Origin of the sequence: Streptomyces albiflavescens (assembly GCF_014645835.1) — a bacterium.
Taxonomy (GTDB): domain Bacteria; phylum Actinomycetota; class Actinomycetes; order Streptomycetales; family Streptomycetaceae; genus Streptomyces; species Streptomyces albiflavescens.
Genome location: NZ_BMMM01000006.1, coordinates 289,605 through 302,705, shown reverse-complemented (window position 1 = coordinate 302,705; position 13,101 = coordinate 289,605). Strand labels below are relative to the sequence as shown.

Genomic DNA, 13,101 nt, shown 5'->3' with positions numbered 1-13,101 from the left:
TCCGGTGGCCCCCTGGTTTTTGGTGTGCCTAGGGGGGCGGCTTTTCGTGGACGACTTCTGGTCCGGCGTCGGCGTGGACCTGCATCTGGAACCGGACGCCGCTGCGGGGCGCAGGGCCGGGCTCGAGCGCGCTCTGCGGGACGCCGTGCGCGACGGGCGGCTCGCTCCGGGCACCCGGCTGCCCGCGACCCGGCGGCTCGCGGCCGAGCTGGGCATCTCGCGCGGGACGGCGAAGGGGGCGTACGACCAGCTGATCGCCGAGGGGTATTTGACGGCACGGCAGGGGTCGGGCACCGAGGTCGCCCGGTTGCCGGCCACCTCTTTGGAGGCGCCGGGCGCGCGTGCACGCGCGCGTGCACCGCGTTTCGATCTGCGCCCCGGCAGCCCGGACGTCGGTACGTTCCCGGCGGCGGCCTGGCTGCGGTCCCTGCGCCGGGCGATCGCGACGGCACCCTCCCTGGCGTACGACTACGGGGATCCGCGCGGCCGGATCGAACTGCGGACGGCGCTGTCGGGCTACCTCGGGCGGGCACGGGGGGTGAGCGCGCCGCCTGAGCGGATCGTCATCACTTCGGGGTACGTACAGGGGCTCGCGCTCCTCACGCGGGTGCTGAACGGCGGGGCGCTCGCCATGGAGGACCCGGGGCTGCCGTTCCACCGGGATGTGGTGCGCAGGAGCGGCGGAACCGTGGTGCCGCTGCCGGTCGACGAACGGGGCGCCTGTCCGGGCGAGCTGGACGCCGTGCGCGCGGACGCGGTCGTCGTCACGCCGGCGCACCAGTACCCGACCGGCGTGACCCTGCACCCCGAACGGCGGCGGGCACTCACCGACTGGGCACGCGCGCGTGCCGGACTGATCGTCGAGGACGACTACGACGGGGAGTTCCGCTACGACCGGCAGCCGGTCGGCGCCCTCCAGGGGATGGCGCCGGGCCATGTCGTGTACCTGGGCACGGCCTCCAAGACGCTCGGGCCGGCACTGCGCCTCGGCTGGATGGTGCTGCCGCCGCACCTGGTCGACGCGGTCGCCGACATCAAACTGCACAGCGACCATCACACCGAGTCCATCGGCCAGTTGGCGCTCGCCGAGATGATCGACAGCCACGCCTACGACCGCCATGTGCGCGCGTGCCGGCTGCGGTACCGGCGGCGCAGGGACCAGCTCCTGGACCGGCTGGGGGCGCGCAGAAGCGTACGGGGGATCGCCGCCGGGCTGCACGCGTTGGTGGAGGTGGCGGACGAGGCGGAGGTACTGGCCCGTGCGGAGGAGGAGGGGCTCGTGGTCGGGCATCTCGGGGACCACTGGCACGCGCCCGGTGAGGGGCGCCCGCAGGGGCTGGTCGTGGGGTACGGGACGCCTCGGGAGCGGCTGTATCCCGAAGCGTTGGAGGTGTTGGGGCGAGTGCTGGACGAGGTGTGAGCCCGGGCCGGAGCTGACGGATGTCATGGGAGGCCATGGATTGGGTCATGAAAAGACGTGAGAAATGGGCCTGTTGAGCGATCCAACCGGCCCATAGCGTCGGAGACATGACGAATCCGGCAGCACTTCCCACGTCGAGCCGCCTTGTTCCTCCCGCCGGCCCGCAGCGCGTGCTGGCCCTCGCCCAGCTGGGCAACTCCGTGGGGGACGGCGCCTATTACGTGACGTCCGCTCTGTACTTCACGCATGTCGTGGGGCTCGCCCCCGCGCGCGTGGGTCTCGGGCTGACCGTCGCGTGGGCGGTCGGCTCCCTGGTGGGGGTGCCGCTGGGCCGGCTCGCCGACCGGCGCGGGCCGCGTGGCACGGCGGCATTGCTGGCGCTGGCGACCGCGGCGGCGGTGGCGTCCTTCCTGGTCGTCCGCGGCTTCGTCCCCTTCGTCCTCGCTGCGTGCGCGTACGCGTCCGCGCAGTCGGGCCTCGCGGCGGCCCGGCAGGCGCTGCTCGCGGGGCTGGTGCCGGCCGGGGAGCGGACCGGGCTGCTCGCCCATCTCCAGTCGACGCTCAACGCCGGTCTGGCGGTGGGCGCGGGCCTCGGCGGGCTCGCGCTGCACGCGGGGACCCGGGCCGCGTATCTCGGGGTGTTCGCGCTGGACGCGGTGAGCTTCCTGCTGTGCGCGGCGCTGCTGTTGCGGCTGCCGTCGCCGGCGGCCGCGGCACCCGTGGCCGTGCGCCGGGGGCAAGGACTCGGCGTCCTGCGCGACGGCCCGTACGTGTTGGTCACGTTCCTCAACACCGTGCTGCTGCTGCGGATGCCGCTGTTGAGCCTCGGCATCCCGCTGTGGATCACGGAGCGCACCGAAGCGCCCGCCTGGCTGGTCTCCGCGCTGTTCGTGCTCAACACGGGTGCGGTGATGGTCTTCCAAGTACGGATGGCCCGCGGTGTCACGGACCTCGCGACCGCCACGCGCGCGATACGCCGCTCCGGGCTCGTCATGCTGGCGTCCTGTGCGGTCTTCGCCCTGTCGTCCGGCGCCACCCCGCTTGTCGCCGCCGGGATCCTCGTGGCGGGCGCGGTCCTGCAGGTCATGGCCGAGATGCAGCAGTCCGCGGGCTCCTGGCAACTGGCCTTCGGCCTCGCCCCGTCCGACCGCATGGGCGAATACCAGGGCTTCTTCGGCACCGGCGTCACCGTGGCCCGCACCATGGGCCCACTCGTCCTGATGACCCTGCTGGTGAGCTGGGGGACTCCGGGGTGGCTGCTGCTGGGGGGCTTGATGGTGGGGGCTTCGTACGGGATGGGGCCGGCGACAACGTGGGCTGCCACGAGGCGCGTCGGCGATCTGCCGTACACAACCGCGGGCAATCGGTCCGTGGGGGCCGCAACCCACGCGTCCTAGCTGCGGCCATTGTTGCGCCCGGGGCGACAGCCGTCCGAGCTGCGGGCAATCGCGCCGCAGGGCCCGCAACCCCACTCGTCCAAGCTGCGGGCAATCGTGCCGCAGGGCCCGCAACCCCACTCGTCCAAGCCGCGGGCAATCGCACCGCAAGGGCCACAGCCCCACCCGTCCAAGCCGCGGGCAATCGCGCCGCAGCGCCCGCGCCGTCCCAAGGGAGTGGCACCTGCTCAGCACCGGTGAGTGGCACCCTGCCGGCACCGATCAGCGGCACCCACTTCGAGCTCAGCCCCTGTGCCGGTTGCCCCTCAGGCAGCCCGCACCGAAGAGGCGACCACCACCGGCAAGGAGTCCACGAACAGCGCCCCGGCAAGAAGCACCCCGCTCCCACGCGGGCTCCACGCGCGTGCGTGCAGGTCGTCGTCGAAGGCGTACAACGCATCGCGACCCGCCTCCGTGAAGGTCCCGCCCGCTTCCAGCACTCCACGGGCACCCGCCTGGACATGGCGAAGCCCGAGAGGACCTGCGGTGTACAGCAACTCCGTGTCCTGGAGGGTGGACATGACGGTGAGAAGGGCGTCGAGCCGGGCGTACGGTTCGGGCGCACCGGCCGTGCGGGCCGCGGCGAGCGCGTCCAACGCCCGCCGCACGTGGGGGAATCCCGCTCGCGCCTCCCCCCGAGCCCCCGCGGCACCGTACTTCGCCGATACGGACGACCCCCGGGAGGGCCGCCGCGGTGCCCGTCGGTCGGCGTGCGCCGCGATCCGCTTGGCGCTCGCGGCGACGTCGTTCCCCCTGGCACGGGGGTTCAGGGCCGCGCCCGCGACCAGGAGCCCGAGGGCCCACAGGGCGCCGCGGTGACCGCCACCCGCCAGGGCCACCGAGTGCTCGGTGGACCGGCCGATCGCACCCAGCTCCGCACGGAGTTCGGGCGTGGGGTGGCCGGTACGGCGGGCGGCGGCGGCCATGGCCGCGAGGCCGGGTGTCAGCGCCTTGGCCGACCAGCGCAGGGAGCAGTGGTCCTGGCGGGTGGTGCGGGCGCCGAGATCGCGCGGGTCGGGCAGTCCGGGCTTGGGGGCCAGCTCCAGCTGCCACGTCAGCGCGGCCACCGCGGCCTGCGCCAGCGTCTCGTCCTCGCGGCTGCTCATCGGCGTACCTTACGAGGACGCCGAGGCGGACGGGGAAGCGCTGTCGCTCGGGGCGTCGCTCGGCGGGGTACCGGTCGGGGCGTCGCTCGGAGCGCCGCTCGGAGGCGTGCCGCCACCGCCGCTGCCCGCGCCGGTGTTCTCCACGTCCGGGTCGATGCCGAGGGTGATGAACCCCTTGTAGCCCTTGGACGGGTCCTTCTTGTGCACGGCCTTGAGGGTGAGCAGACCTCGTCGGCGAACGCCGCCTGGTATCCGGCGACCGCGAGGCCACCGGCGGCGACCGTGCCTCCGGCCACCGCGATGGCGCGGCGCCGGGTGATCGACTTGTCTTTGTGGCTTCCCGTCATGCTGGGAAATTAGGAACGTCAGCCCTCAAAGACATGGGGGTGCACTGTGATTGACCTATGGACTCTGAGAAAGCTGAAGGAGGCAGGGTTGACTTCCATATTGCGCAGCGGCACCAAGGGGGGTTCCACCGCTGCTCAGAGCCTTAGGCCGTCAGCAAAGAAGGGTCCTTCTTCCACTTGAGGATCTTGTCGAAGCTGACCACGGCGCCGCCTCGCCCCGGCTCATTGCCGATGTGGACGTGGTCGGCGAGCTCGTGGATCAGGCACAGGCCGCGCCCGTGCTCGGCGTCGCCGCGCGCCTGACGCAGGGGGGTGAGGGCACGGCCGGCCGGGAAACCCGGGCCGGAATCGACGACTTCGATGCGGCACTTCTCGCCGTCGAGGTAGGCGGTCACCCGGTAGGCCTCGGACGAGGCGCCGTGCGCCGAGTCCCCGCCGTGCTCGACGGCGTTCGCACAGGCCTCGCTGAGGGCGACGGACAGGTCGTAGGAGACGTCCGGGTCGACGCCCGCGCTCTCCATCGTGCCGAGCAGCAGGCGTCTGGCGAGCGGAACGCTCGCAGCTTCGCGCCGCAAATGGAGTGACCACCAGATGCTCATGCTCCAGCCTCCCGGCCGCGGCTCGACATACCGTTACGTATTGCCGCAAGCACCCGGACGCAATCGCCCACTTGACGTGATACCGCCCATACGGCGGACGCGCGCGCGACAGAGGTCGGTGTATGTGCGTTCGGCTTGCCCCAGATAGTGATCTTGTGGGCCGAACGTCACCTTGCGGACCTGCCGTATGCAGGGGGCGGAGCCAGTGCGATGATGAGCGCGCCATGACTGCCCCCCACCAGCGCGCGGCGCGCTCCGGACACGGTCTCCGGACGGTGCGCTCCGGACGCGATCTTCGGATCCTGCGGGCCGCGGTGTTCGCCGCGGTCTGCGTCGTGCTGGCCGCGGCCGGTCATGGGCTCGCCTCCTGCGCCACGGTCCCGCTGTGGACGCTGGGCGCCGGATTCCTCGCGGTCTTCGCCGTCGCCGCCGCGCTCGCGGGGCGTGAACGTACGCTGCCGGGCATCGTGGCGCTCCTCGCGGTCGGACAGACCGTGCTGCACACGCTCTTCGGACTCGGCCAGCACGCCGGTACGCCGTCCATGGGGTCCATGGCTTCGGGCATGTCGATGTCCGACACCTCGCTCGTCGAGCGGGCCGCACGCCTCGTGTGCGGCACGACCGCGGCGGCGATCAGCCCCGCGCAGGCCCAGAAGATGCTCGGCGACGCGCGGATCGACACGGCCATGACGCCGTCCATGCACCATCCGGCGGACGCCATGTCGGCCACCGCGGGCTCCTCGATGTCGGTGCTGCCCTCCCTGCCGATGGTGCTCGCACACGTCGTCGCGGCCGTCGCCGCGGGTTGGGTGCTGCGCCGCGGGGACATGGCGCTGCTGCGTCTCATGCGGCTGTCCGCGCACGGGGTTGCGGAAGGGGCGCTCGTACGGTCCTTGCGCTCCGCGTTCGCTCTCGTACGCGCCGTGCGTACGGGACTTCCCGGTGCGCCCGCCGTGGCGCGCACCCCGCGCACCGCACTCCTCGCGCCTCCGAAGCCGCGTACGACCGCACTTCAGCACACCGTCATCCGGCGCGGGCCGCCCTCCTCCACCGCACTCGTTCTCGCCGCCTGACACGACGCACCACTCCACCGAGGGGCTGCCGTCGTGCGGCACGCGCGCGTGCCCGCCTTTTTCGGTGACCCGCTCTGGGAGACGTTTCGCTCACCCCAGAGGCACCGGTCCGCACGCGCACCCCTCTTCCTCACTGGACTCATCGCTCAAAGTGGAGTGTTTCCTGTCATGAAGGCTTCCCGTATCGCCGCGGCCGGTGCCGTCGCCGCCTCGACCGTGGTCGTCCTGTCCGCCCCCGCCTTCGCGCACGTCAGCGTGCAGCCGGAGGGCCCCGCAGCCAAGGGTGGCTACGCGGTCGTCGACTTCAAGGTCCCGAACGAGCGCGACGACGCCTCGACCACCAAGCTCGAGGTCAACTTCCCGACCGACCACCCGCTGGCCTCGGTGATGCCGCAGCCGATGGAGGGCTGGACCGTCAACGTCACCAAGTCCAAGCTGGACAAGCCGCTGGAGATGCACGGCGAGAAGATCTCCGAGGCCGTCACCAAGGTCACCTGGACCGCCGACGGCAAGGGCATCGAGCCCGGCTACTTCCAGAAGTTCCCGCTCTCCATCGGCGCGCTGCCCGAGGACGCGGACGAACTCGTCTTCAAGGCGATCCAGACGTACTCCGACAAGGAGGTCGTGCGCTGGATCGAGCCGCAGAAGGAGGGCGCCGAGGAACCCGAGAACCCGGCTCCGGTGCTGACGCTGTCCGCCGCCTCCGAGGACGAGCACTCTCACGGTGCGTCGAACGCCGAGGACGCCTCCGACGACTCCAAGGCGGCCGCCGAGGACACCACCGCCGCGTCCTCCTCCGACAGCAGTGACACCACCGCACGGGTGCTCGGTGTCGTGGGCATCGTCGTCGGCGTGGCGGGCGTGGCGTTCGGCGTCGTGGCCAGCCGTCGGCGTACCAACGCCTGAGGCCCTACCGCTTTCGGTGCGCACCGGGACGTCGTACGACATCTCCGCGACGAACGGGGTACGACCTCGCCGTTCGGGCGTCGTACGACCCCGGTGCGCACCGGAGTTCTCACATCTGGGACATTTTTCTATGCGCAAGAAGACGTATGCCGCGGCCGCCCTGTTCGCCGCCGCCGCTCTGACCCTCTCCGCCTGCGGCAGCGGCGACGACAGCAACAAGCCGATCGCCGACGTATCCGCCGAGGCCGGCTCCGGCAAGGTCGCGACCATCCTCGACAAACCGTTCGAGAAGCCGGACCTCGTGCTCACGGACACGCACGGCAAGAAGTACGACCTGCGCGCGCAGACCAAAGGCCGGCCGACGCTGATCTACTTCGGCTACACCCACTGCCCCGACGTCTGCCCGCTGACGATGAACAACCTCGCCGTGGCCAAGAAGCAGCTGCCCAAGGCCCAGCAGGACAAGCTCCGCGTCGTGTTCGTCACCACCGACCCGGACCGTGACACGCCCTCCGCGCTCGGCACGTGGCTCAAGGGCATCGACTCCGACTTCGTCGGCCTGACCGGCGACTTCGCCACGATCCAGGCCGGTGCCCGCACCCTGGGCATCTCGATCGAGCCGACGTCGAAGGACAAGAACGGCAAGCTCGTCTCCGTGCACGGCACCCAGGTCATCGCGTTCTCGCCGAAGACCGACGGGGGCTATGTGCTGTACGGCGAGGACGCCACGGTCGACGACTACACCAAGGACCTCCCCAAGATCATCAGGGGAGAGAACCCGTGAGGCGTCCCGGCCGTCCTTCGCGGTCTCTCGCCGGATGCGCGACGGTCATAGCCGCGATCGTGACGCTGGCGGGCTGCGGCTCCGGCGGCAATGACTCCTCGGCCGAGCCCGAACTGAAGGTCACCGGCGCCTACATGCCCGCCCCGAGCATGGACTCCATGGCGGCCGGCTTCTTCACCGTCACCAACTCCGGTGGCGCCGACACCCTGACCTCGGTCAGCAGCGACCTCTCGGACGACATCACACTGCATTCCACCAAGGGCGGCGCGATGGAGGAGGAGAAGTCCTTCGCGATACCCGCGGACGGCAGGCTCGACTTCGCGAGCGGCGGCAACCACCTCATGTTCGAAAAGCTCACCCACAAGCCGAAGCAGGGCGAGAAGGTGTCCGTGGAGCTGCACTTCGCCAAGTCCGGCACCGTGAAGATCTCCATGCCGGTGAAGTCCGCGACGTACACCCCGAAGACCGGGCACTGAGGGAGGGATCACCTTGACGCAGACCATCGCCTCCCGCTTCCGGAACTTCCAGGGTCTCAGGAACTTCCGGACCCTCTTGCTGCTGTTCCTCGCCGTCTCCGGCGCGCTCCTGGCCGGCGCGACGCCCGCCTCCGCGCACGCCGCGCTGACCGGCAGCGACCCGAAGCAGGGGTCGGTGGTCGACAAGGCGCCCACCCAGGTCTCGCTCACCTTCTCCGAGAAGGTCGCGATGAACGACGGCTCGCTCCGCGTGCTCGACCCGAAGGGCAAGCGGGTCGACACCGGCAAGGCGACCGACCTGAGCGGCACCACGTACGGCGTGAAGCTGCACTCGGGGCTGCCCGACGGCACGTTCACCGTCACCTACCAGGTGGTGTCGGCGGACAGCCACCCCGTCTCGGGCGCCTTCACCTTCTCCATCGGCGCTCCCTCGCAGACCTCCGTCTCGCTGTCCGACCAGGCGGCGGGCGGCGGGGTCGTCGGCGTGCTCTACGGAACCGCCCGCTATATCTCCTACGCGGGATTCATCCTCCTCGTGGGCGGTGCGGCCTTCGTGCTGGCCTGCTGGCAGCGCGGCGCCGGGGTCCGGCCGGTGCAGCGGCTCGTGGTCTCCGGATGGCTCGCGCTGACCGGCGCCACACTCGCGCTGCTGCTGCTGCGCGGTTCATACGTCGGTTCCGGCAAGGTCGGCGACATCTTCGACCTGACGCTGCTCGGGCAGGTGCTGCAGACCAAGTCGGGCGCGGCGCTGGTGTCGCGGCTGCTGCTGCTCGCCGCGGCGGCGCTGTTCATCGCGGTGCTCTTCGGCGCGTACGTGAAGCGGGACGAGGCCGATGCGTCCGGCGGGTCCGGCGGGTCCGGGTCCGGCGGGTCTCACGAGTCCGACGGGACCGACGGGACCGACGGGACCGACGAGGACGCCGCCGAGGACGCCGCCGAGGACGCCGCCGAGGACGCCGCCGCCGAGAAGAAGGACCTCACCTTCGGGCTCGCGATCGGCGGTGCCGTCGTCGCGGCGGGCCTGGCCGCGACCTGGGCGATGGCCGAGCACGCCTCGACCGGGCTCCAGACGGGCATCGCGATGCCCGTCGACGTCCTGCACCTGCTGGCCGTCGCGACCTGGCTGGGCGGTTTTTCGACGCTGCTGACGGCCCTGTTCCGGGCGCCGGCGGAAGCGCAGATCGACTCGGCGGCCGTACGCCGGTTCTCGCGCCTGGCCTTCGGCAGCGTCCTCGCGCTGGTCGCGACCGGGATCTACCAGTCCTGGCGTCAGCTCGGCTCCTGGTCGGCATTCACCGACACGACGTACGGGCAGCTGCTGCTCGTGAAGATCTGCCTGGTGGCGGTCCTGGTCGGCATCGCGTCGATCTCGCGCCGCTGGACCGCGCAGTTGTCGGAGGTCGCCGCTCCGGAGTCCGTGGCGTCGGCCGTGGTCGCACGGCGCGAGAAGGCACGGACAACCGTTCCCGCGGACTCCCCACGCGCCGCCCAGCTCGCCCGGCAGCGGGCCGCCGTGGCCACCGCCCGCGAGAAGCGCGTCCGCGACGCCGACCCGCACCGCGCGGGGCTGCGCCGCTCGGTGCTCGCCGAGGCGGGCGTCGCCATCGTCCTACTGGCGGTCACCACCGCACTGACGACCACCGAGCCGGGGCGTACGGAGGAGGCCGCCCAACAGGCCACCGCGACTGCCTCCCAGCGGTCCGGACCGCTGTCCCTGAAGATGCCGTTCGACACGGGCGGCCAGGACGGCAAGGGCACCGTGGAACTCACCCTCGACCCGGCCCGTGTCGGCGGCAACGAAATGCACGTCTTCGTGGAGCGGCCGAACGGCAAGGCCTTCGACGTCCCCGAGGTGAAGGTCGCCTTCACGCTCACCGCGAAGGAGATCGGCCCGTTGCCCGTCACCCCTGATCGCATCGCCACCGGACACTGGTCGGCGAGCGGCGTGCAGATCCCCATGGCGGGCGACTGGAAGATCGCGGTGACCGTGCGCACCTCCGACATCGACCAGACGACCGTGAACAAGAACGCGCAGATCGGCTGAACCTCACCATGGCTGACCCGTCCGCTCCGGAGGCGTCCTCTACGGAAGCGTCCTCAACGGAAGCATCGTCTTCGGAAGCGTCCTCTACGGAGGCGTCGTCTTCGGAAGCGTCCTCTTCGGAAGCGTCTTCTCCGAAGACGTCCGATCCGAAGAAGACGTCCGCTCCGAAGGCGTCCTCTCGGGAGACCTCTCCCAAGGTGACCGCTCCCAGGGAGGCCGTTTCGGAAAACGCCTCCCCCAGGGAGGACGTTCCCCAGGACGCCTCCCCCAAGGGCGTCTTCTCACGTCGTCGGCTGCTCGGCACCGCGGGTGCCACCGGTCTCGCCTTGGGCGCGGCCGGAGGCGCCGCGGGATACGCGGCGGCGCCTTCCGCCGAGAAGGCCACACCCTTGGCGTCGCTCGGCGCGGACGCGGTGATGTTTCACGGGAAACATCAGCCCGGCATCACCACCGCTCTCCAGGCCCGCGGCCACCTCGTCGCCTTCGACCTGGCAGCGGGCGCGGGCCGCAAGGAGGCCGCCGCACTGCTGCGCCGCTGGTCAACGACGGCCCAGCGGCTGATGGCGGGCGAGACGGCCGCCCACGAAGACACGGACGTCGCCCGCGACGCCGGCCCGTCGTCCCTGACGCTCACCTTCGGCTTCGGGCACAGCTTCTTCGCGCGTACGGGTCTGGAGAAGCAGCGCCCGGTCGCCCTGGACCCGCTGCCCGACTTCTCCTCCGACCACCTCGACAAGGCGCGCAGCAATGGCGACCTGTGGGTGCAGATCGGCGCGAACGACGCCCTGGTCGCCTTCCACGCCCTGCGCGCGATCCAGAAGGACGCGGGCAGCGCGGCCCGCGTGCGCTGGCAGATGAACGGCTTCAACCGCTCGCCCGGCGCCACGGCGCAGCCGATGACGGCCCGCAACCTGATGGGCCAGATCGACGGCACCCGCAATCCGAAGCCGACCGAATCCGACTTCGACAAGCGGATCTTCGTGCCCGCGTCGGGTTCGGCCGACCCGGCGTGGATGGCGAACGGCTCGTACGCCGTCGTACGCCGTATCCGTATGCTCCTCGACGACTGGGAGAAGCTCTCGGTCAAGGCCCAGGAGGACGTCATCGGGCGGAAGAAGTCCACCGGGGCACCACTGTCCGGCGGCACCGAGACGACCAGGATGAACCTGGACAAGAGCGACGCCGACGGCAACTTGGTCGTCCCCATCAACGCGCACGCCCGGATCACCCGGCCCGACCAGAACGGCGGCGCCGCGATGCTGCGCCGTCCGTTCTCCTTCCACGACGGCATCGACACGGACGGGGTGCCCGACGCGGGCCTGCTCTTCATCTGCTGGCAGGCCGATCCGTTGCGCGGCTTCGTCCCCGTCCAGCGCAAGCTCGACCGAGGCGACGCGCTCTCCACGTTCATCCGCCACGAGTCCAGCGGACTGTTCGCGGTGCCGGGCGGGGCGTCAGACAGGGAGTACGTGGGGCAGCGGCTGCTGGAGGGCTGAGGTCACCTCTCGGGACCGCGGTTTCCCCAGGCGTAAGCCGGGATGAGCAAGGCCCATTAGGGTGAGGTCATGCCAGCCAGCTATGCGTATCTCGGTCCCGAAGGCACCTTCACCGAAGTCGCCCTGCGCACGCTTCCGGAGGCCGCGACCCGGGAGCTCGTCCCGATGGTGTCGGTTCCCGCAGCGCTGGACGCCGTCCGTATCGGCGAGGCGGAGGCCGCGTTCGTACCGATCGAGAACTCGGTGGAAGGTGGCATCACGACGACCCTCGACGAGCTGGTCGCGGGCGCGCCCCTGATGATCTACCGCGAGGTGCTGCTGTCGATCACCTTCGCGCTGCTGGTCAGGCCCGGCACCAAACTGTCGGAGATCAAGACGGTGACCGCGCACCCCGCCGCGCAGCCGCAGGTGCGCAACTGGCTGAAGAACAACCTGCCGGACGCGCTCTGGGAGTCCGCCGCCTCGAACGCGGACGGCGCACGGCTCGTGCAGGAGGGCCGGTACGACGCTGCCTTCGCGGGCGAGTTCGCGGCGGCCAAGTACGGTCTGCAGCCGCTGGAGTCAGGGATCCACGACGCGGAGAACGCGCAGACGCGCTTCGTACTGGTGGGCCGGCCGGCCCGGCCCGCGGCGCCGACCGGCGCGGACAAGACGTCCGTGGTCATCTGGCAGCGCGACGACCATCCGGGTGCCCTGCTGGAGCTGCTCCAGGAGTTCGCGGTGCGCGGCGTCAACCTGATGCTGCTGCAGTCCCGGCCGACCGGCGAGGGCATCGGCAACTACTGCTTCGCCATTGACGCCGAGGGCCACATCTCGGACCGCCGCGTGGGCGAGGCACTCATGGGACTCAAGCGGGTCTGCCCGCAGGTGCGCTTCCTCGGCTCGTACCCCCGTGCGGAGGTCGACCCCAAGGACGTACGCGCGCCCCGGGCCGGCACCTCGGACACCGAGTTCTCGGCCGCGTCGGACTGGCTGGCGCGCTGCCAGGACGGCCGGTTCTGAGCAGGCGGCGCGTCCGAGTCGCTCGGTCGGCCGTGAGCAGGCGGCTTGTCCGAATGACTCGGTCGGCTCTGGCAGGGCGGCCTGTCCGAATGACTCGGTCGGCTGTGAGCGGGACGGCCTGTCGGAGTAGCTCGCAGTAGCTCGGTCGGTTCCCAGCAGGTCTCACGTCACTGACGCGGCCAATTTCCACCAGTCCTATCTGCCGATTTCCGTCATCCACAGGTGTTATCCACAGGTGTGCTTCTCGACCTGGGGACAAGTCGACAACGAAGCACTACATCGTCGACAAATCGGCCTACAGGCCCCAACTTCGTCCACAGTCACGCACGTCACCCCTCGTCCACTCTTTTCCCTTGATCAATCCTTTGGAGCGAAGCATTTCCACTCGAACGTGGGTGTAGGGATGGTTTGA

Annotated in this window: 12 protein-coding genes; 9 read left to right on the top strand and 3 right to left on the bottom strand. The window is 70.8% G+C overall.

What is annotated here, in order from left to right:
• The first annotated feature begins 46 nt into the window (after positions 1-46).
• Both pdxR and IEY95_RS18880 read left to right on the top strand, forming a co-directional pair.
• A complete protein-coding gene (gene pdxR / locus IEY95_RS18885) occupies positions 47-1,420 on the top strand; it encodes a MocR-like pyridoxine biosynthesis transcription factor PdxR (RefSeq protein WP_189187202.1) in 1,374 nt (457 codons plus the stop codon).
• Positions 1,421-1,527: 107 nt separating this feature from the next.
• Positions 1,528-2,817 carry an MFS transporter gene (locus IEY95_RS18880; protein ID WP_189187201.1) on the top strand — a complete coding sequence of 430 codons (1,290 nt, stop codon included), beginning with the start codon at positions 1,528-1,530 and terminating at the stop codon, positions 2,815-2,817.
• Positions 2,818-3,122: 305 nt separating this feature from the next.
• Here IEY95_RS18880 and IEY95_RS18875 read toward each other — a convergent pair whose 3' ends face one another.
• The 3 genes from IEY95_RS18875 to IEY95_RS18865 all read right to left on the bottom strand — a co-directional run bounded on the left by IEY95_RS18875 (position 3,123) and on the right by IEY95_RS18865 (position 4,908).
• Positions 3,123-3,962: a triphosphoribosyl-dephospho-CoA synthase gene (locus IEY95_RS18875; protein ID WP_189187200.1), complete on the bottom strand. Its 840-nt coding sequence runs from the start codon at positions 3,960-3,962 to the stop codon at positions 3,123-3,125.
• Between the two features lie 9 nt (positions 3,963-3,971).
• Positions 3,972-4,169, bottom strand: coding sequence for a hypothetical protein (locus tag IEY95_RS18870; protein ID WP_444544766.1), 198 nt, complete (start codon positions 4,167-4,169; stop codon positions 3,972-3,974).
• A 283-nt stretch (positions 4,170-4,452) separates the two neighbouring features.
• Positions 4,453-4,908: an ATP-binding protein gene (locus tag IEY95_RS18865; RefSeq protein WP_189187199.1), complete on the bottom strand. Its 456-nt coding sequence runs from the start codon at positions 4,906-4,908 to the stop codon at positions 4,453-4,455.
• Between the two features lie 224 nt (positions 4,909-5,132).
• Here IEY95_RS18865 and IEY95_RS18860 point away from each other — a divergent pair, with 224 nt between their 5' ends.
• The 7 genes from IEY95_RS18860 to pheA all read left to right on the top strand — a co-directional run bounded on the left by IEY95_RS18860 (position 5,133) and on the right by pheA (position 12,689).
• The gene (locus IEY95_RS18860; RefSeq protein WP_189187198.1) at positions 5,133-5,981 is read left to right on the top strand and encodes a hypothetical protein; all 849 of its coding nucleotides are present in this window, start codon (positions 5,133-5,135) and stop codon (positions 5,979-5,981) included.
• Between the two features lie 168 nt (positions 5,982-6,149).
• Entirely contained in the window at positions 6,150-6,887 is a 738-nt protein-coding gene (locus IEY95_RS18855) for a YcnI family copper-binding membrane protein (RefSeq protein ID WP_189187197.1), read from the top strand.
• Between the two features lie 130 nt (positions 6,888-7,017).
• Positions 7,018-7,671 carry an SCO family protein gene (locus IEY95_RS18850; RefSeq protein WP_189187196.1) on the top strand — a complete coding sequence of 218 codons (654 nt, stop codon included), beginning with the start codon at positions 7,018-7,020 and terminating at the stop codon, positions 7,669-7,671.
• A complete protein-coding gene (locus IEY95_RS18845; protein ID WP_229703133.1) occupies positions 7,668-8,147 on the top strand; it encodes a copper chaperone PCu(A)C in 480 nt (159 codons plus the stop codon). The genes IEY95_RS18850 and IEY95_RS18845 overlap by 4 nt, the downstream gene beginning before the upstream one ends.
• A 13-nt stretch (positions 8,148-8,160) precedes the next feature.
• The gene (locus IEY95_RS18840) at positions 8,161-10,191 is read left to right on the top strand and encodes a copper resistance CopC/CopD family protein (protein WP_229703131.1); all 2,031 of its coding nucleotides are present in this window, start codon (positions 8,161-8,163) and stop codon (positions 10,189-10,191) included.
• Between the two features lie 197 nt (positions 10,192-10,388).
• Complete coding sequence (efeB, locus tag IEY95_RS18835; RefSeq protein WP_189187195.1) at positions 10,389-11,687, top strand: iron uptake transporter deferrochelatase/peroxidase subunit; 1,299 nt, start codon at positions 10,389-10,391, stop codon at positions 11,685-11,687.
• Positions 11,688-11,756: 69 nt separating this feature from the next.
• Complete coding sequence (gene pheA / locus IEY95_RS18830; protein WP_189187194.1) at positions 11,757-12,689, top strand: prephenate dehydratase; 933 nt, start codon at positions 11,757-11,759, stop codon at positions 12,687-12,689.
• Positions 12,690-13,101: the final 412 nt, after the last annotated feature.

What these genes read in the sequence shown, in the direction of transcription:
- IEY95_RS18880 (WP_189187201.1), top strand. Translation starts at nt 1,528, where the DNA reads ATGACGAATCCGGCAGCACTTCCCACGTCGAGCCGCCTTGTTCCTCCC.
- IEY95_RS18875 (WP_189187200.1), bottom strand. Translation starts at nt 3,962, where the DNA reads ATGAGCAGCCGCGAGGACGAGACGCTGGCGCAGGCCGCGGTGGCCGCG.
- IEY95_RS18865 (WP_189187199.1), bottom strand. Translation starts at nt 4,908, where the DNA reads ATGAGCATCTGGTGGTCACTCCATTTGCGGCGCGAAGCTGCGAGCGTT.
- IEY95_RS18860 (WP_189187198.1), top strand. Translation starts at nt 5,133, where the DNA reads ATGACTGCCCCCCACCAGCGCGCGGCGCGCTCCGGACACGGTCTCCGG.
- IEY95_RS18855 (WP_189187197.1), top strand. Translation starts at nt 6,150, where the DNA reads ATGAAGGCTTCCCGTATCGCCGCGGCCGGTGCCGTCGCCGCCTCGACC.
- IEY95_RS18850 (WP_189187196.1), top strand. Translation starts at nt 7,018, where the DNA reads ATGCGCAAGAAGACGTATGCCGCGGCCGCCCTGTTCGCCGCCGCCGCT.
- pheA (WP_189187194.1), top strand. Translation starts at nt 11,757, where the DNA reads ATGCCAGCCAGCTATGCGTATCTCGGTCCCGAAGGCACCTTCACCGAA.